This is a genomic window from Nocardia cyriacigeorgica, assembly GCF_005863245.1.
Lineage (GTDB): Bacteria > Actinomycetota > Actinomycetes > Mycobacteriales > Mycobacteriaceae > Nocardia > Nocardia cyriacigeorgica_C.
Genome location: NZ_VBUT01000017.1, coordinates 1 through 18,202 on the forward strand (window position 1 = coordinate 1; position 18,202 = coordinate 18,202).

Sequence of the window (18,202 nt, forward strand, 5' to 3'; positions counted from 1 at the left end):
TGGATCAGACCGGCGTCGTGGATGGCGGCCAGGGCGTCGGCGATCCCCAGGGCAAGGTCGGTGGCCTCCGTGGCGGAGAGCGTTGCGTGGTCGGTGACCAGATCGTGCAGTGACGAGCCCGCAACGTACTCGCTGGCAATCCACGGCGGCGAGGCATCGGCGTTGGAGTCCAGGACAGACGCGACGAAGTCGCTGCGCACCGCGGCGGCCGCGGTGAACGCACGGGCGAGTTCGGCACGGTCGGTAGCGTGGTGAGCGTGCAGCGCCCGGATGACGGCCTCGGTGTTCCCGTTGCGGCCTACATAGATCTCGCCGACGGAGTCCGCGCCGAGGCGCCCGGTGAGCGTGTAGGGGCCGAGCGTGGATGGGTCGGCCTCGCGCAGGGGGAGGATGTGCATGCGCGATCCGGCAACGGCTGGGCCGGATGCGGTCAGCGTTCCCGTCCCGGACGCGGTGGCCTGGTGGCCTGGCGGAGGACTTTTGCTCTCACCGTTCGGCGTGAGCGCCGACCGAGTGGACACAACGTGCTGGGTCGGCGATGGTGAACTGCTCGCGGTCGCACCCGCCTGGTCGTCCGAATGATTTTCCTGCAAGCGCCGCACGCGGGTGATCACCACGGCCAGGCAGGTTCCGGCGAGCGCGAGGACGAATGCGTGGATGAACTCCACGGCGATCAACCCGAACCCGCCCACCGGGCCATAGCCGTAGACGATGTAGTCGCCGGTCGTTTCGGCTCGCCATTTCGGCAGGCCGAGTACCAGAGCCAGCATCGACAGTGCCGATGCCGACAGCAGCAACAGCCACCACGCGGTCACCAGCCGGCTGGTGGGGCGGCTGCGCAGGTTCAGCAGATCCGACGGGGTCTGCGGGTCGCTCGCGCGCACGACGTCGGCCACGATGACGTGCGGGAACCAGACGTTGACCACCGGGCAGACCCAGCCACCGATCACCCAGCCCGCGGCCAGTCGATGCCGTGCACCGCACAAGACCTCGGAGTTGCGGCGGGCACGCCACAACCAGACGATGAACACCACCGCAGCAGCGGATTGCATCAACAGCCCGACACCGGCGAGCCAAGAATTGGAATTCCACTCCTGACTCGCAGGTTCCTGCTCCGCCCAGCTCCGCTCGAAATCCGCCAGCGTCACCCAATCGGCGAACGCACTGACCAACCCCAGCACCACCGTCACCGCCATCAGCGCGATCACCCACAACCCGAGCACCCCAATCGGCCGCACGGTCCCGGCGCCACGCCCCACCGTCATATCGAAACCCCTTCGGTCCCAGCAGTAACGATCGGACGCACCGGCGAACCACCGTGGGTCACTCCGGTGCCGCGTCGCCCGCCGCAGCTATTGCACTACCAACTTCTCACTCGACCACCAGAAGCGAGCATTGACAACCCGGCAAAAGCAGGGCCATGCAAGGGTTTCCGTCGTGTGGTCGCCCGCTCCCGCTCTCGGCCCCACGGTGAAAGTGCTGGTGCGCCTCGGTTGCCGACACCCGTTCGCCGTTGGTTGCAGTTGGCTTGCCGGGCCCGGCGCTGCGTCGGGGACGTGTCGGGCACGGGCTGCCACGCCGAGCCAAGCCGGGCGTCGCGTGTCCCCAAGAATCACGTGCCAGTGACCTTTTGGCGTTGTCGCGCGCGGGCCGATCCTCAGTCCGCAGTTTCGATGGAGGCTGCTGTGTGCAGCACCCATTGGTTTTTGCCGAGTGCTTTGGCGGCGTAGAGGCAGTCGTCGGCGGCGGCGAGGAGTTCTGTCACGCGGTGGTCGCCGATCGGGGCGATGAACGCTCCGATGCTCAGCGAGGTCTGGAGGCGGATGCGGTCGATGTCGAACGGTTTGGCCATGGCTGCGTGCAGGCGTTCGACGATGCTGTGGGTGTGCTGTTGGTCGGTGGGTGGTGCGAGCAGGGCGATGAATTCGTCGCCGCCGTAGCGGGCGAGTACGTCGGTGTCGCGGTCGATGCACGCCTGTAGCCGTGCCGCGACTGCCACGAGGAGGTTGTCGCCGACGGTGTGGCCGTAGGTGTCGTTGATTGTCTTGAAGTCGTCGATGTCCATCGCGCACACCGCTGCGACGTCGCCGGTGCCGGCTTCGTCGATGAGGGTTTGGCAGCGGTCGATGAGGTGGCGTCGGTTGGCCAGCATCGTCAGTGGGTCGTGGTGGGCCTGCCACTGCAAGTGTGTGGTGGTTGTGTGGTAGTCGGTGACGTCTTCGCCGAAGCCGAGCAGATAGGGCTCACCCGAGGCCGACAGGCATCGGGTCACCGTCCATGCCACCCAGGCGTGGCTGCCGTCGGGTCGCTGGATCTGTCCTTCGAGGCGGATTGTTCCGGTGTCGGAGCGGGCGAGTTCGTCGTGGACGCGTTGCTGGATGGCGGCCTGTTCGGAGGGGGCGAAGTCGAATCCGGACCGGCCGCGAAGGTCGGCCAGGGTGTGTCCGGTGAGGTTTTCGAATGCCGGGTTCGCGTCGATGATGCGGCCCTCGGTGTCGCCGATGGCGATGGCGACCGAGGCATGCCGGAAGGCGGTTTCGAATCCTTCGGAGGCGGGTTGCCGCGTGGCGATCGTCGCGCGGGCGAACCCTTGCGCGAGGTCTCCGATCATGGTGGCTGTGCGGGCAGCATCCGCGCCGGCGCGTTCGCCCAGTCGCAGCAGCGTGGGCACCGATACCGAGATGGCGGCCGGGTCGCTGAATCCGAGGTCGACGAGTGCGGCGCCGGCGCGTTCACCGATCGTCGAATCCCAGCGCGGACCGGACAAGGCGACCAGGAGCCGGTGGACCCACTGCTCGAGCGCGACGACGGCGTCGTCGGATGGCCGCGAGGGTGACGCCGAGTCGATCAATCGCGCCGCCCACTCCGTGGCGATATCGGAGGCCGCAACCGTCACCGAGCCTCCTCACATCCGCCGACAACCCGATGCATCCGGACACCCCGAACCTAACAACCGAGACTGCACCGCGAGGCGCAATGACACACCGACTACCAGCGGAACCGGCCTACACCAGCCTCGAGGCCGGCCGAGATCATCCGCAACCGCGCCAAACACGCAGGCGGCCTCAGAGTCCGGTGCTGGGGTCGAGCAGCATGGCCCGGATCTCGGCCCAGTTCTGGCCTGTGAGTCGCCGGAACGCGTCGACGACGAGGTCGGCGAGATCGAAGGACGGGTCGAGAAACCAGGCTGTTTCCAACCCGTTCCAGGTCGCCACGAATTGCCGGGCGACGACGGCGGGGTCCAGGCCGGGGTGCGCCATGCCCGCGCGCTGGCGGGCGCGCACCAGTTCGGTGAAGACCTCGACCACCCGCGACCGGTGACGGGTGATGTAGTCGCGGGCGGGGTGCCCTGGCAGGGTGGCCTGCGCTGCGAGGGTCATGAACAGCCGCGTCACATTCGAGTGTTGCGTCGTCTGGTGCACGAATTCGCGGAGCCGGTCGGGAAGATCGTCGGCCGCCGAACCGATGGGGGGAATCAGGGTTGTCGCTTGTTCCTCGCTGTGTTCGAGCGCCGCGACGAGCAGGTGGTCGCGCGAGGGGAAGTGGTACAGGACGGTGGCCTCGGCCAGATCGGCACGGGCGGCGACCTCGGCGGTGGTGAGGTGTTCGTGCCCCTTCTCCTCGACGAGGCCGAGGACCGCGGCGGCGATGACCCGGCGGCGTTCGGTGCTGCGCGCGTAGGGGCCGCGCGGGCCACGGCTGGTCGCGGTACTCAACGGATGCGACGCTCCTTCAATATTGAGTGAATTGGCAGATTTGGCTCTGTCTGTCGTGAATCAATTCACAGCAGGAGCCTCAGATGCCCCAGTGGTTGATCTCTAATACTAGTCTTCACTCAGTTATCGCGAGTTGTCGGCGTCGCCGGCGCGAAGGAGTTCAGCCGACCATGGGTGCCGCCCCCGACAACCACCGCCACGGATCCCGCCCGAGCGCGCCGAGTGCCCACCCGGTAGCGCGGAGCATGACGAGGTCGCGGCGCGCAGGCCACACCGCTGTCCTCGCGTCGGTCGCCGCGCTGGCGGTTGCCGGGGCACCCGGTACGGGGTGGGCCGATCCGGTTCCCGTGCCGTGCTCGCCGGTCTGGGTCACCGCGGACTGCGTGGACGTGCAATATTCGCGGCCGGTGATCGACAGCGAGCGAGACATCACCGACCCGGTACCGGTACGTCAGGTGTCGGGGCATTTCGAGGGCACCGACAAGCGGTTCACGTTCTATTTTCCGCCCGAAGACCAGTGGCAGGGTCGTTTCTTCCAGTCGGTGTATCCGCTTGTCGACGAGAACGCGCTACCTGGTGACGTGGCGTTCGGGGCGGACAGCGGTGCGTACACAGTGCAGACCAACGGCGGGGGTGGTTTCGCGGTGGACGCCGCGGCGGCGAAGTTCTCCAAAACCGTGGCCGCCCGCTACTACGGGCATGCCGGCCGGATCTACGGCTACGTGTGGGGTGGCAGCGGGGGTTCGTATCAGACCATCGGCGCGATGGAGAACAGCACAGGCGTCTGGGATGGCGCGGTGCCCTACATCGTCGGCGTCCCGACCTCGATCCCCAGCAACTTCTTCGTCCGTGAGTTCGCCCGAATCGTCTTGCAGCACAAGGCTCCCGAGATCGCTGCCGCGGTGGCGCCCGGCGGCAGCGGTGACCCGTTCGCCGTCCTCGACGAGACCGGGAAGGCCGTGTTAGGTGAGGTCACGAATATGGGTGTCCCCTTGCGCGCCTGGGAGGACTACCGGTATGTGCTCGGGCAGACTCCCGGCCCGTTCCTGGCTGGGGCACCGCAGGGGCTGCTGGGGTTCGGTGCGCAGGTCCGTCAGATCGACCCGACCTACGCCGACGACTTCTGGAGCAAGCCCGGCTACCTCGGCACCGAGCAGTCTCGTCTCGGAGAGATGTTCCGTGCGTGGAAGATCGACCACCTCGCCACCGTCACGCGGGTCGACCGCGGCGCGGACAATGCCGCGACGAGCCTGGTCCTCGACAGCGTCCCGGACAACCCGCGCTCGACAGCGCTGGACCTCACCCTCTACTCCGCGGATGGGACCACCAGCCAGGGCACGCTCACCGGAACCCTGGACCCGGCCACGAAGACCCTCGTCCTCGACGGCAACATCGCCGCCGGCGTTCGCGTGGCCATCGCGCCCACCTCGAAGGTGCGCATCGACAACCGCTGGGGACTGGCCCTGCCCGCCTACCCGCGCCACCAGGTCCCCGCGGACACCAGCTTTCACGCTTTCGACCAGTACCGGGCCGCCGAAGGCACACCCCGCTACCCGCAGCGCCCGGTCCCGATCGGGCCGCCGATGTCGATGGTGATCAGCGGCGGCGCCACCCACAGCGGCCGCATCAACGGCAAGGTCATCGCGGTGTGCAACCTCCTCGACACCGATGCCTTCCCGTGGGACGGCGACTGGTACGGCAACCGCGTCCGCCACGCCCTCGGCAACCGCTCCGACGACACCTTCCGCCTCTGGTACAACGACAACGCCGACCACATCGCCCCCGGACGCACCGACCGGCTCATCGACTACACCGGCATCCTGCACCAAGCGCTACGCGATGTGGCCACATGGGTGGAAACCGGTCGCGCGCCCGCACCATCGACCCGCTACACCGTCGACGGCAACCAGATCAGCGTTGCGTCCGGCGCGATCGACCGGCTCGGCATCCAGCCCGTCGTCCAGCTCGACAGCGACGGCACCAAGGTGGTCGAGGTTTCCGCAGGCCAACCCGTCACCCTCACCGCCGGAATCCGGGTCCCGCCCGGTACCGGAAGAATTGTCCGCCTCGACTGGAACGCAACGGGCACAGGTGATTTCACTCCGCTGCCGATCGGTTCCCCCGAGGAAACCCTCGAGGTGACCCACACCGTCACCTACGACACCCCCGGTACCTACTACCCGGCAGTGCGGGCCACCTCGCACCGCACCGGCGACACCACAACTCCGTACGCCGGTGTCCAGAATATCGGGCGTATCCGAGTCGTCGTCCGCTGAGTCGGTGGCCGTGAAAAGTGTCCGGCGGGTGTTCCGGCCTCGCTAGCGCGTGACCGCGAAGTCGGTCGCCAGGTCGGCGCGATCATGCCGCCGGCGCGTGATGACACGAAATCAGCAGGGCCATGCGGTGACCTGCGGGCACTCGCGCAACCGGCCGCCGTGTACGGGAACCGGTAAATCCGGCCGACTTGATGGGGGGAGCAGGTGATCGGGTGCTGTTCCTCGGCTCACCCACTGCCCGAACTCGAGGCCTACCGGCAACTCGGCCTGAACCCGTCGAGGCGTTACCGGGCGAAATGCTGACAATGAATCTCAGCCCCCACCTCGCCGACAAACCCCGAGGTCAGGCCGCGATTTGGCGCATACCCTGAGCATCCGATAATCTTGCTGGGCACACCGGTCCGGGTGGCGGAATGGCAGACGCGCTAGCTTGAGGTGCTAGTGCCCTTTATCGGGCGTGGGGGTTCAAGTCCCCCTCCGGACACAGACAGTACGCACACGGGTGGTTTTGGAGCAGTTTCTGCCACAACCACCTGTTTTTCATGGTCATAGGTGAGCTTCAGGCCGAGTTCCCGGTATATCTCGAGTTTGTCGGTAGGGTCAGCCGTCTTCAGAATGTGAACCAGCCCACCCAGGGATGTCACAAGTTGGTGAATCTCGTCTGAGTCCATGCGGTGGTTCGGCGCCTGCTCGGCTTCTAGTGCCGTGAGCTGTGCCGCAGTCGCCTGACGTTCGCGCTGGACCTGTTGGGTCCAGGTCGCTACAAGGGCTGGGTCAGTGCCTGCTTCCAGTGCTGCTCGGTATCGGGACAGCTTGCGGTCGTGTTCGGCGAGTGATCGCCGCGCACTCTCGATGGCCGACATGTTGTCGATCTGGGCGCCTTCAAGCATGGTCAGCGAATGCTTGATCCGATCTGGGTGGAATATCGTGGCCAACCACGAGTCGATCGGGCCGCTGAGCCGGTCTTCGCGCAGGTAGACCGTAGTCGGGTGGTCGAGGTCGTTGGCGAGGGCGTACTCGGAGGGATACCGGCAGCGGTAGTGCGGCATCCCGTGGTTCCAGTTTCCTTGCATCCGCCGTCCACACGCTTTGTGGAACAACAGCCCTTTGAAGGCGTACGGGTGCTTCCGTCGGGCCGTAATCCGACCGGTCGATTGCGGACCACGGGCGGCAAGCCGTAGTTGTGTCTGTTCGAAGACGTCTTTGCTGATGAGCGCGGTATGAGCGGGTTGATCGGAGTAAACCCATTCCGTCTTCGGGTTCCACGCCAGCCGGGTTTGGTGGCCCAAGGCGACGTCATCGACGTCGATGAGGGACTCCTGCTTGCGCTGCTTGTTCCATACCTCATAGCCGGTGTAGCGCGGATTGCCCAGGATTGCGCGCACCGCGCTCTTTGACCATGCTGCGCCCGAGCGATGGCTGTTGCGTCCGCGGTCGTATGCCGATGGGCACAGAACATCGTCGGCCGTAAGTCGTTGCGCGATCGCGAAAATCCCAATACCCGATAGGTACTCCCTGAAGATTCGCTGCACGACTGGCGCAGTGACGGGGTCCAGTTCGAGTGTATGCAGCCGCTTACCGTCGGCGGCTTTGCCCGGGTTGGGATGGGGGCCGGCATCCGCGAGACGGTATCCGTAGGGTGGTCGCCCGCCGAGATAGCGGCCCTCGACCTGGGCTTGCGCGGCCATGGCGGCCCGGACGCGGATTTTGATGCGATTGCGTTCGCCTTTGGACATGCCGCCGAAGACGGACATGATCAGGTCGTGAGCTTCGGAGTCCGGATCAATCGGGCCGCCGACTTCCGGCACCCACAGTTGCACGCCGTAGTGGACGAAAACCGGAAACGTCAGCCCGAACTGATTGCCGTAGAACGCGCGCTGGGGTTCACCGATCACGACCGCGTCGAAGCCTCGCCCGGGATGTCTGAGCAGCTCGAGTAGCCGCCCGGCAGCGGGGCGTCGCTTCCATGGAATCGACCGCGACTGCCCGATGTCGAAGAACTCCGCGACGATCTGCCCATGCTGACCGACCAGGGCGCTCGCTCTTCCCAGCTGCCAGTTGCGAGACGCATCCGGATCTTGTTGGTCTTCGGTGGAGACCCGCCCGGCGAAAGCGAATCTGATCATTTGCTGCGATTCCTCCTGCTGGTTGAGAAAGGCGCGGTGTTCGATGGTGGCTGGACCCTGTTGGTCCGACCCGTGTACGCCCGACCGGGGATGTATGCCGTGGCATTGGAGGTGGACTTGGTCCGGAGCTGTCCGCGGTCCCGCCATCAGCACGATGGGCATGTCGGAGAATGATCTCTAGCAACACCCTAGCTGCTGGGACGTTGAGCATCGGCGGGTCGGTCGGGACGTTGACGGTTGTGCCTTCCGTGCCCCTTCGGGTTGGGTCATCGGGCGAGTCGCTGCTATCAGGCCGCACGACGCACGTCCTGAGCTAAAGCCGGCAAGTGGAGTCGGCTGGTTGACGACCGAGGGCTTCGTCTGCACCGGTTGGCGTGCGTGCCAAACCGGCCAGGGTCATCTCCCTGCGACGACCCACGAATCGGTGCGCTGAGGTGAACAGACTGCGGTGATGAATGCGCGAACGCTGCATAGTAGGCGATCTCGGAAGCGCCCCTGGCGCCTGGATCACTTGCGGAATCTTGAAGCCGGAGATCGAAGGCCATGAATCCTCCAGGCCTGCTGATTCTCCCACTATCCATGAGAGCCGAAGTGCGGCGATTTCGCAACCACGCGATAGCATCATGCACGAACGCGACCACGGCCGCGGATGTCTGCATTCCAGAGACGACAGAGTCGCTGGGGCGAAGTTCCTGCTGCCGCAGACGAATAATTCTCAAGGCGATTCCGCCGCTGGCACCCGCAGACGCCGACCTTCGCCAAGGCGATCCCGGCGGGCGGCCCCCTTTCTTTCCGGACGCCCAGCGGACCTACCGCGCGGTCGAATTCAACCGACCACTCGGTACAGGGGAGACCTCCACACCGAAAGGAGAGTGGCCGAGACGACCTTCGTAATCCGTGCCAGAGAGCGGATCAACTGAGTATCGCGGGGTGGTCGAAGCGCTGTCGAGCACTTAATCGGCGCCGCGCGATGTTCTCTAGTCGGTACACCGAGCCCATCCTGCACCGTCGTCGTCGCGAGGCGAAGGCGCTGGCTACCAAGTGATGCTCAGTGAGTGAAAAGTAGCTCCTAGCTGCTGTTTCGGCGGAGGCCCCGCACCGGAGACAATCCGGTACGGGGCCTTCGTCGTCACTGGAGATCAGCTCGAATACCGGCGTGTCACGTTCAAAACTGCCACAAAATGGTCACACGGGGAGATGTGTGACCGTGGGCGGCGGGATGGTCTGACCAGCAGGTATGCAGCCCTCCCGATAGCTGTGCGGCGTCGCACGCCGAAGTTGTGTGATCGACTCGGCGGGTTGACGGCAGTGCGCCGGGATTCCGGGACTCGCAGGACGAGGCCGAGTCTCTCGTGAGTCGTCTTGAAGCGGCCGATGCGGTCGTTGACGGCTCGACACGCTGTGGATCTTTCGCCGCGGTGGCGGACACGACGGCGGCTCGGAACGCAAGCAGAGGTTTCGATCGCAGTCAGTCTGACGAAACACCGCTGTCAGGTTCGGGTACTTGTCGGCGTGTCACGCCACGACACGCCGACGGATCTGAAGCGTCAGTAACTGAGTAGCAAATCAATGGCGCAGGCTACGACTGCTCATCGAAGAGCTGTAGGGCGGGCCGAACGCAACGCGGCAATCGAGGGAGGGTCCAAGTCTGGATACCGGTTCGCCACCCTCAACGGCCGCAGTCGAAAGCAAGGCTCACGGTCGGTCTGGCTCCGGCTCGGCTTACTGTGGAGTGCGCCTCACCTTGTCTTGCGGGGTACGACAACGCGGGCTTGTTGGTTGTGGCAGTAGATCATGACGTCCTCGGCGGTGTCGCCGTCGTTGTTGTATGCGCATACCCACGGCAGGATGGCCGCGGGTCCTTCAGCGGTGAAGGTCTGAACGATGTCAAGTGCGGAGTCGCAATCCACGGGCCCTGAATGGGTCTGGACGGTCCTGGGCGCGTGCCCCAACGGCGAGCTCACCTCTCCACATACCTCTCCGAAACCGAAGACGCTTGTGCCTGGGCACAGGTGCTCGATGGCGAGCCAATTGAAGTCCCGGTAGTTTTTCAGGCCGTCGGCGATCTGTTGGGGGTCCTCTGCACGAAGCACCTGGAGAGCTTCTTCGAAGCTTTGGCGGATCTGCCGGGCGGCGTCGGTTTCCTCTGGATCGGATGTCCAGCCGTCGAGCACGGCCTCGATCTTTTTGATCTCGCCAGCAACATAGGCTTGCGGGTCTGCCTGGGACGCGGTGGCCTGCTCGTCTATCTCTTCGAGGTAGGCGTCGGCGGTCTGGTCGCCGACCCCACCACAGACGGTGCGGCCGCTGGCGCGCAGCAGGTGCGGTGTGCGGGTGATCTGGTCGCGATCGCCCCACATCGGGCCAAGTCGCGTAAGGACGGAAGTGTCGTATTCACAGACCGCGGCGGCGAACCGGGCGTCGCCGCCCTCCGGCACTGCGGAGTAAAGGCTCTTGACGAGCTTGGCGCGGATGCCTGCTGGCGAGGTATCGATAGATCCCGAGGGGCCGGTCATTGATTCGAACGCGTTGGCCGCTGCTCTCGCTTGTTCTTCGGCGCTGGTGCGTTTCCCTGTTGTCGGATCGGTGAATGTCGCTGACATCATCGCGTCGGCTAGTTCGTCGAGTGTCGAGTTCGGGCCACGTGCGTCGACGCAGCCAGGGTCGGCGCCGATGCCTAACCCGTCACGCATGAGGTCCGGTCCGGAGCATGACACAATCAGGGCAACAATCAGAGGCGCAACGCAGCATATGGCTACCACTCGGATGTACACACCGGAAGTGTCGGATGTCGTGGTGTGCGGTGTCTGTCCGGTAATCGACGGATACGCCAGCGACCGCTGACCCGTAAACGATGAGGAATGCGCAAAACAACCCAGATTCTCACGAGCGCCGTAGGTGTCGTGGCCGTCTCGATGCTGACGGCGCCGACCGCGGCCGCCGCGGTTCCGCTGCACACCGAAACCGGCACCAACAGTTTGAAGTTCACTTTTGTCAACAACGACAACGACATCACGACCTGTGAGGCATACGCGGCTGGCCCGGTGTCGTTCCGCACGCCCGCGACACGAGTTCCTGCGCGCAGCGCCGCATCGGTGGGGTTCGTGGACGTGCCGGCAGGCAACTACGTGATCAACTGGGCTTGCCGGGGATTCGAGCAGGGCAAGCGAACGGTGACTGTGAGCGGTGCGCCGTTGACCGGGGTAACCCCACAGCGGGGAGCAGTCCCGTCTGCTCCGGGCAGGGGCGTGGGGACCGGCTCGGCCGGGTCGTCCTGATCGGGGTTTCCGGCCGACTACGGTGTGTCGGTTCGGACGATGTCGACCTCGACCATCGCCGAGCCGGTGATGATTGCCGCGATTCGGGCAGGGATCGATCGGATCGCGGTCACCGTGATGTGAGGTGCCTAGCGTTGGCCGCGGAGGTGCTCTTGACCGGGCACGCGGCGGGACAATTGGTGCGGATGCACAGTCCGCTGCTGGGTCGTTGGACCTATGTCTCCACCCACGGCGCCGAGCAGCGGTCGAGGGCGCTCTCAACGGTGACAAGACGCGGCTGTGTGGAAGGTCGGCGACCCTAAGAGGTGTTTATCTGGCATTCGTGGGGTCGACAAGGATTCGCCTCCGCGTGGCGGCGGCAGTCTCGGCCGAGACGAGGAGGCTGTGCGCATCGGACGTCATGATCAAGCGCGCGGCCCGCAGACACTCGTGACGCACCGCGCCGCGGTCGGGATCGTCCGCGAGCAAAAGGCGAGGTAGGCCGCCTGACCCGCGCTGCGCCCGTCGAGCAGCAGCCGATGTTCGGCCACTTGGTCGGCGCTACGCATTGTGGCGATCTGGTCGAACCATGCGAATGACGATGGAAATGAGGGAGCGAAGGTAACCACGTCCCGGACACGAATCAGAAACGAATTTTCGCAAGCGTGCTCAGATCGCCGTCGTTGGCATCACTCTGTAGGCCGAGCCCAGCAGGAGAAGGATGCTGTACATCGCGACGTTCGAAGCGGCCGAGCAGGCAGCCGCGGTGAAAATGCGTGCGCTCGGCTTCCATGATGCTCGGGTTACGAATAGAGGCCCGGACGGCGGTATCGATGTGATCGCGTCGGGAGCCGTTGCTCAGGTGAAATGGCACATCAATCCCGTTGGTCGTCCCGACGTTCAGCGCCTATATGGCGCGCGAGGCAACAGGCACGACCTGGGGATGCTCTTCTTTGCCGCGATCAAGTACACGGCAGGCGCCATCGCCTACGCAGACGAGGTTGGGATCGCTCTATTCGTAATGCGGTACGACGGTGAGTTGTTTGCTCAGAACGGGGCTGCGCGCCAACTCATTAAGGCCGCACCGCGCCAGCAACCCCTCAGCTTGACCGGCATTCGGCGATTCGAGCGGCCGCAGGTGCCGGCACCGCCCGCACACGCGCCCGAGCAACATCCTGACGCCCGAAATGCAATCCACAAATACCCAATCGCCGTCATGGTCGGCGTCGTCTTCTTCACGTTGCTCGGCATCATCGCGAGCGTGTATGAAGGTGACATCACGGCCGCGGTCATTGTGGCAGGACTGCTCGCCGTGGGGATCGCGGTGCTGGCACGGCGCTTATACGTCGATCAGTCGAATCGTGGGTACCGCCGACACTAGCCAAGGGGTTTCGCTGCCGAGGTCGCACTGGGAACAGTCGCCTCAGTACGGATGTTCAGGGCTGTCTTCTGGTCGTGCTTGTCGCGCGGTAGTGGTGCACATGTCGGCGAGCCCAAACGCGTGAAAGCAGCTTCTGCCCGTTCGGCGCTGAGATGACGAGTGGGCGGCCCAGTGTTCTACTCGCGCAGCCGAACGATCAACGCGAAGCTGCCGCCCCCGCTGACAACCGCCACGAGAAGCGACAGAACAGTGATCCATGTGCGGGCCGCCTCCTCGGCGTTCAGTGCAGTTACCGCGAGGACCAGGAACCCCACCGCCAGGAGTCCCAGGCCCAAGGAACCGGCAATCGCCAGCTCTCTCGTCCAGCCCGACAAAGCTCGCTTCGGCGCTCCGGACGTTCCCGGTGGCGGTGGCGGGAAGCCCGCGTCGACGGTCACCGGTCTGGGGTGTCGGTTCGGCGACGAAGCGCTGATCCGGTTCAGGGTCTGGATCTGCTCTCGGTAGTCCTTCCTTCGTTGTTTCGCTGAAGAGTTCGAGAGCTGCGGCTCGGTCGTGCGACTCGCGGCCTTCGACTCGAGTCGTTGTGCCACTTGGCTCAGTCGGGCCTTTGCGTGCGACGTCCACGGGTCGGGCTGCTGAGGGGCCTTCTTGGAAAGGTCTACGCGCTGGCTGCGGGACCGTCCTGTTTCGCGTGTCTTGGTATGGGCATCGAGACGTTGCGCGACCTCGGCTAACCGTGCTTGCGCGCGCAGCATCCAGGCATCAGGGTGTTTCGGCCCTGCCGTGGCGGTTGCGGTAGTGACGGCAGGGGTATGGGTCGCTACGGCCCTGGACCTTGCTTTCCCGCCCGGACGCGGGCGGTTCCGGGCTTTTGCAACAATCCTCTGAGCTGAACGATTGATAGGGTCGAGCTCTCCGGTCGGGGAATATTCGAAGAGTGCGATGTCGACTTCGTTTGCGTATTCGATTGCTGGGCCGCTGTACTTCGATGCCGCAAAGAACAGCATGGCCAGGTGATGTCGGCTGCCCCGAGCGCCATACAGCCGATGTAGTTCGGGTCGGCTGACTTGGGCGCCGCGCCACTTGACCTGTGCCACGGCCGTCGACGATAGGACGTCAATGCCTCCGTCAGGGCCGGGCGGTGTTACTCGTGCGTCGGTGTAACCGAGTGCACGCATCTGCTGCGCAGCGTTCTGCTCCGCCTGAGCGAATGTCTTTATGTACTGCACTGAGCCTCCTGAACGCACACGAATCCTACTTGCGCGCACCGACTAGCTCGTCGGGCCGGTCGCCGCATCACTGCCGATGCTGGCGGGGCACAGCGCCACGTGTCGCGCCACTGGTTCAGCCGAAGCATAAGGACTGATCACCGCTAGGCATCAGTCGACAATCATGGGCCCGTGCCGGGTCGCGACCCGGCTGACAGGGTTCGACCCGAGGTGTGTGAGCACAGACGCGGCTGACCGGCACGCAGCTGGCGGCTCGCGCGCCATGCAGGTAGTTCGCGTGTGGGTTGGATAGCCGCGGTCGCGGTCCAGGGGTGATGCCGTCATCGGACTGGGGTATTCCGATGGCAGCCGTGCGGCGGCGAATACTCGGAAAGTGCCCGAGGAGATCCCCGCACCCCGTTGATGGTCTGCATCGGACGGGTGCGGATCGAGCGAGCTAAGCGATGGCGACCGGCAGATTCAGGATCAACCCGCCACGGTCGTCGAGCGATGCTGACGGGTCGGCGTACAGATGTGTCGGTGGGGTGGGCTATACAGTTCTGTTGGTCGTCGTCGAGCAGAACAGGCAGGTTTCGGTATCCGTGATCACCGGTGAGATCAAGAACAAGGTCGACGCAGTCTGGGACGCGTTCTGGACGGGTGGCATCTCTAATCCGCTCGAGGTGATGGAGCAGATCACGTACCTGCTGTTCATCCGTCGACTTGACGACGAGCAGACCCGCGCACTGGAGCGGGCGAACCTGCTGGAGCAGCCGCTCGAGGGCAACCCGTTCCCGGAAGGGAACGATCCAGAGGGCCGGCCGTATAACGACCTGCGATGGTCGGTGTTCCGGGACCGGCATGCCGAGGAGATGTTCGACATCGTCGCCAACCGGGTGTTCCCCTTCATCAAGGAGATGCGCGGCGAGGATTCCACCTACGCGCATTTCATGAAGGATGCCCGGCTGACCATCCCGAATCCTGGCATGTTGCAGCGGGTGGTGGATCGCCTGGACAAGGTGCCGATGGAGAACCGTGACACCAAGGGCGACATCTACGAGTACCTGCTGGCGAAGATCGCCTCCGCCGGCCAGAACGGCCAGTTCCGCACGCCGCGGCACATCATCGAGCTGATGGTGCACATGACGGCCCCGGAACCGGGGGATACCGTCGTCGATCCGGCGTCCGGGACGTGTGGATTCCTGGTGGGTGTCGCCGAGTACATGCGCGCGAATCACGCGGACGCGATCAACTCGGGCGCGGGTAAGCACCACTACCACCACAAGATGTTCCACGGCTTCGACTTCGACAACACGATGCTGCGCATCGGATCGATGAACATGCTGCTGCACGGCATCGAACAGCCCGACATCCGCTACCGCGATTCCCTCGCCGAAGCGAACACCGGTGACGCCGAAGCGTATTCGCTGATCCTCGCGAACCCGCCGTTCGCCGGCTCATTGGACTACGAGAACACCGCGAAGGATCTGCAACAGATTGCGAAGACGAAGAAAACCGAGCTGCTGTTCCTGGCGCTGTTCTTGCGTCTGCTCAAGCCCGGTGGACGAGCGGCGGTGATTGTGCCGGACGGTGTACTGTTTGGGTCGTCCAAGGCGCACAAGGAGCTTCGGCGGATCCTGGTGGAGGAGCAGAAGCTCGATGCGGTAGTGAAGCTGCCGTCGGGTGTGTTCAAGCCGTACGCGGGTGTATCGACGGCCATCCTGTTCTTCACCAAAACTAACTCGGGTGGAACCGACAACGTGTGGTTCTACGACGTGCGGGCGGACGGCCTGTCTCTGGACGACAAGCGTAACCCGCTGCTGGACGAGGGCAAGCTCGGTGCCCTCGCTGAGCTGTCCGACGACGAGCACTTGAAGAACAACCTGCCAGATGTGCTGCGGCGCTGGGCTGAACGCGACGGCTCAGAGATGGCGCGGGCTCGGACGGAGCAGAGCTTCTGTGTGCCGAAGGACAACATTGCCGCGCAGGAGTATGACCTGTCTCTTAACCGATACAAGGAGATCATTCACGAGGAGGTCGAGCACAGGCCGCCGAATGAGATTCTCGATGAGCTGGATCGTCTCGAAAAGGAGATCGCTGACGGTATGGCGGAACTGCGGGAGATGATTGCGTGAAGTTCGCGTTACTGTCCGATGTCTGCGAAATAGTGATGGGGCAGGCTCCTCCCGGCGAGTCATACAACTCAGAGGGTATCGGATATCCGTTGGTCGCTGGAGCTGGTGACTTCGGTCCGGTCTATCCGAAGCCGAAGAAGTTCACCACCAATCCGACCAGACTGAGCGCACCGGGCGATATCATTCTCGGAATTCGGGCCACCATCGGTGTGAAGACACTCGCCGATCAGGTCTATTGCCTTGGCCGCGGTGTTGCTGGTCTCCGCGTTGGCGATGGCTTGGATGGTCGCTTCCTTTGGAACTGGTTAACCTTCGCCGCACCAAAGCTTGCCGCGAAAGGTAAGGGTGCAACCTTCTTGCAGGTTAACCGCGCTGACATCGGTGAGATGCGCATCCCGTTGCCTTCACTGGATGAGCAGCGGCGGATTGCGGCGATCCTCGACCATGCCGACGCCCTCCGCGCCAAGCGCCGCGAAACCCTCGCCCGCCTCGACGAGCTGACGCAGTCGATCTTCATCGACATGTTCGGTGATCCGGCGGCGAACCCACGTGGATTCAAACGAATTGTGCTCGGAGACGTCATCGAGTTTGCAAAAGATGGACCGCATGTCAGCCCGACCTATGCGGAGTCGGGAGTCCCCTTCCTTTCTTCAAGGCATGTGCGGCCAGGTGTAATCTCGTGGAACGATCTCAAATATCTCACCGCGGAGGACGCAGAAGCGCAATGGAAGAAGATAAAGCCAAGGCGCGGAGACATTCTCTATACCAAGGGCGGCACTACTGGATACGCTGCTGAAGTCCGGACTGACATGGATTTCGCTGTGTGGGTGCATATCGCATTACTCAGGCCAATCGCTGATGTCGTCAATCCAAGCTGGCTTGAGGCGATGCTTAACACTGCCTACTGTTATCGGCAGTCGCAGGAGCTGACGCATGGGATCGCGAATCGTGATCTTGGATTGAAGCGGATGGTGAAGATCGCAATGTACCTTCCGGACCTCCGCCTGCAGGAGCGATTCGCTAGTTACGTAGCGATATTGGGCTCGGTGGCTGAATGCCACCGAAATGCCCTCGCCGAACTCGACGCACTCTTCGCCTCCCTCCAATCCCGCGCCTATCGAGGCGAGCTGTGACCACCCCGGTTTCAGCTATGCCGGTATGGTCCGGCTTCCTGACCCCGGTGCTGGAAGTGCTTACCGACGGCCGGGTCTGGCGCAAGCGTGACCTGCACACAGCGGTGGAGGACCACCTCGGGCTGACAGCCGAACAGCGGGCTGAGGTGTTGCCGTCGGGTCAGCGGCGGGCGGACAACCGGATCGGGTGGGCGCTGAGTGGGCTGTACCGAGCGAAACTGGTGGATAAGCCCGACCGGGCGACGTTCGTCATTACCGACTCGGGGCGTGCGCTGCTCGAGGCCCATCCGGGTGGGATCACCGAGAAGATCCTGAAAGCGCTTCCGGAGTACCGGGACTACACTCCGCTGCGTTCGGGCTCGTCGACCGTCGCTCCAGCGACCGGCACCGAAAACACCGATGAAGGCGTCGATCCCCTCGAGCAGATCGAGCACGGCGTCGAACGCTTGCATGCCGAGGTCGCGACGGATCTGCTGGCGCGCCTGCGCGGTCAGGATCCGACGTTTCTGGAACAGTCGGTGCTCGACGTGCTGGTCGCCATGGGCTACGGAGGAACTGAGGGTCGTGCTGCTCGGATCGGTGGCTCCGGCGATGGGGGAGTGGACGGTGTCATCGATCAGGATCCGCTCGGTCTCGAGCGCATCTACGTGCAGGCCAAGCGTTACGCGGCGGAGAACACCGTCGGCCGACCGGAGATCCAGGCGTTCGTCGGTGCATTGCATGGTGTCGGTGCAGCCCGTGGCGTCTTTATCACCACGAGCGCGTTCACGTCAGGTGCCCGCGAGTACGCGGAGAGCATCGGCACCCGCGTGATCCTCATCGACGGTAGGCGCCTCGCCGAACTCATGATCCGTTACGGAGTCGCCGTCCAGACGCGACAGAACTTCACCGTCGTGGAGGTCGACGAAGACTACTTCGAGTGACTACGCGGCAGGCTTTCTCCAACACCTGCCGTCCGAAGGACCTCCCT

The 18,202-nt window shown here is 64.3% G+C and carries 11 protein-coding genes, 1 tRNA gene and 1 pseudogene; 7 read left to right on the top strand and 6 right to left on the bottom strand.

Translation table 11 applies throughout. From position 1 onward, the window contains the following. The 3 genes from FEK34_RS29075 to FEK34_RS29085 form a co-directional block, all read right to left on the bottom strand. Window positions 1–1,265, bottom strand: a 1,265-nt coding sequence (locus tag FEK34_RS29075) for a DUF4328 domain-containing protein (protein ID WP_138453134.1), incomplete at its 3' end; no start/stop codon positions are given. 392 nt (window positions 1,266–1,657) lie between these two features. Then, window positions 1,658–2,896, bottom strand: a complete 1,239-nt coding sequence (locus FEK34_RS29080; protein WP_138453136.1) for a sensor domain-containing diguanylate cyclase — start codon at window positions 2,894–2,896, stop codon at window positions 1,658–1,660. 169 nt (window positions 2,897–3,065) lie between these two features. Then, complete coding sequence (locus FEK34_RS29085) at window positions 3,066–3,716, bottom strand: TetR/AcrR family transcriptional regulator (RefSeq protein ID WP_138453138.1); 651 nt, start codon at window positions 3,714–3,716, stop codon at window positions 3,066–3,068. 245 nt (window positions 3,717–3,961) lie between these two features. On the opposite strand from FEK34_RS29085, the gene FEK34_RS29090 reads away from it, so the two are divergent. Next, window positions 3,962–5,992 carry a hypothetical protein gene (locus FEK34_RS29090; protein ID WP_212748849.1) on the top strand — a complete coding sequence of 677 codons (2,031 nt, stop codon included), beginning with the start codon at window positions 3,962–3,964 and terminating at the stop codon, window positions 5,990–5,992. A gap of 399 nt (window positions 5,993–6,391) precedes the next feature. Continuing rightward, a tRNA-Leu gene (locus FEK34_RS29095) sits at window positions 6,392–6,476 on the top strand. A gap of 694 nt (window positions 6,477–7,170) precedes the next feature. On the opposite strand, the pseudogene FEK34_RS31045 reads toward FEK34_RS29095, so the two are convergent. After that, a pseudogene (locus FEK34_RS31045) lies at window positions 7,171–8,280 on the bottom strand (recombinase family protein); the annotation flags it as partial. 1,577 nt (window positions 8,281–9,857) lie between these two features. Then, a complete protein-coding gene (locus tag FEK34_RS29105; RefSeq protein WP_138453139.1) occupies window positions 9,858–10,811 on the bottom strand; it encodes a hypothetical protein in 954 nt (317 codons plus the stop codon). A 168-nt stretch (window positions 10,812–10,979) separates the two neighbouring features. On the opposite strand from FEK34_RS29105, the gene FEK34_RS29110 reads away from it, so the two are divergent. Both FEK34_RS29110 and FEK34_RS29115 read left to right on the top strand, forming a co-directional pair. Beyond that, on the top strand, window positions 10,980–11,396 hold the full coding sequence (locus FEK34_RS29110) for a hypothetical protein (protein WP_014351207.1): 417 nt from the start codon (window positions 10,980–10,982) through the stop codon (window positions 11,394–11,396). Between the two features lie 700 nt (window positions 11,397–12,096). Next, window positions 12,097–12,756 carry a restriction endonuclease gene (locus tag FEK34_RS29115; protein ID WP_052315505.1) on the top strand — a complete coding sequence of 220 codons (660 nt, stop codon included), beginning with the start codon at window positions 12,097–12,099 and terminating at the stop codon, window positions 12,754–12,756. Window positions 12,757–12,932: 176 nt separating this feature from the next. On the opposite strand, the gene FEK34_RS29120 is transcribed toward FEK34_RS29115, so the two are convergent. After that, window positions 12,933–14,024, bottom strand: coding sequence for a restriction endonuclease (locus FEK34_RS29120; protein WP_349292446.1), 1,092 nt, complete (start codon window positions 14,022–14,024; stop codon window positions 12,933–12,935). A gap of 542 nt (window positions 14,025–14,566) precedes the next feature. Here FEK34_RS29120 and FEK34_RS29125 point away from each other — a divergent pair. Genes FEK34_RS29125 through FEK34_RS29135 form a run of 3 tightly spaced genes read left to right on the top strand, consistent with a single transcriptional unit; the run spans window position 14,567 to window position 18,155 of the window. Then, window positions 14,567–16,099: a type I restriction-modification system subunit M gene (locus FEK34_RS29125; RefSeq protein WP_014351205.1), complete on the top strand. Its 1,533-nt coding sequence runs from the start codon at window positions 14,567–14,569 to the stop codon at window positions 16,097–16,099. After that, window positions 16,096–17,232, top strand: a complete 1,137-nt coding sequence (locus FEK34_RS29130; RefSeq protein WP_014351204.1) for a restriction endonuclease subunit S — start codon at window positions 16,096–16,098, stop codon at window positions 17,230–17,232. Before FEK34_RS29125 ends, FEK34_RS29130 begins: the two co-directional genes overlap by 4 nt. Window positions 17,233–17,249: 17 nt before the next feature. Then, complete coding sequence (locus FEK34_RS29135; protein ID WP_014351203.1) at window positions 17,250–18,155, top strand: restriction endonuclease; 906 nt, start codon at window positions 17,250–17,252, stop codon at window positions 18,153–18,155. Window positions 18,156–18,202: the final 47 nt, after the last annotated feature.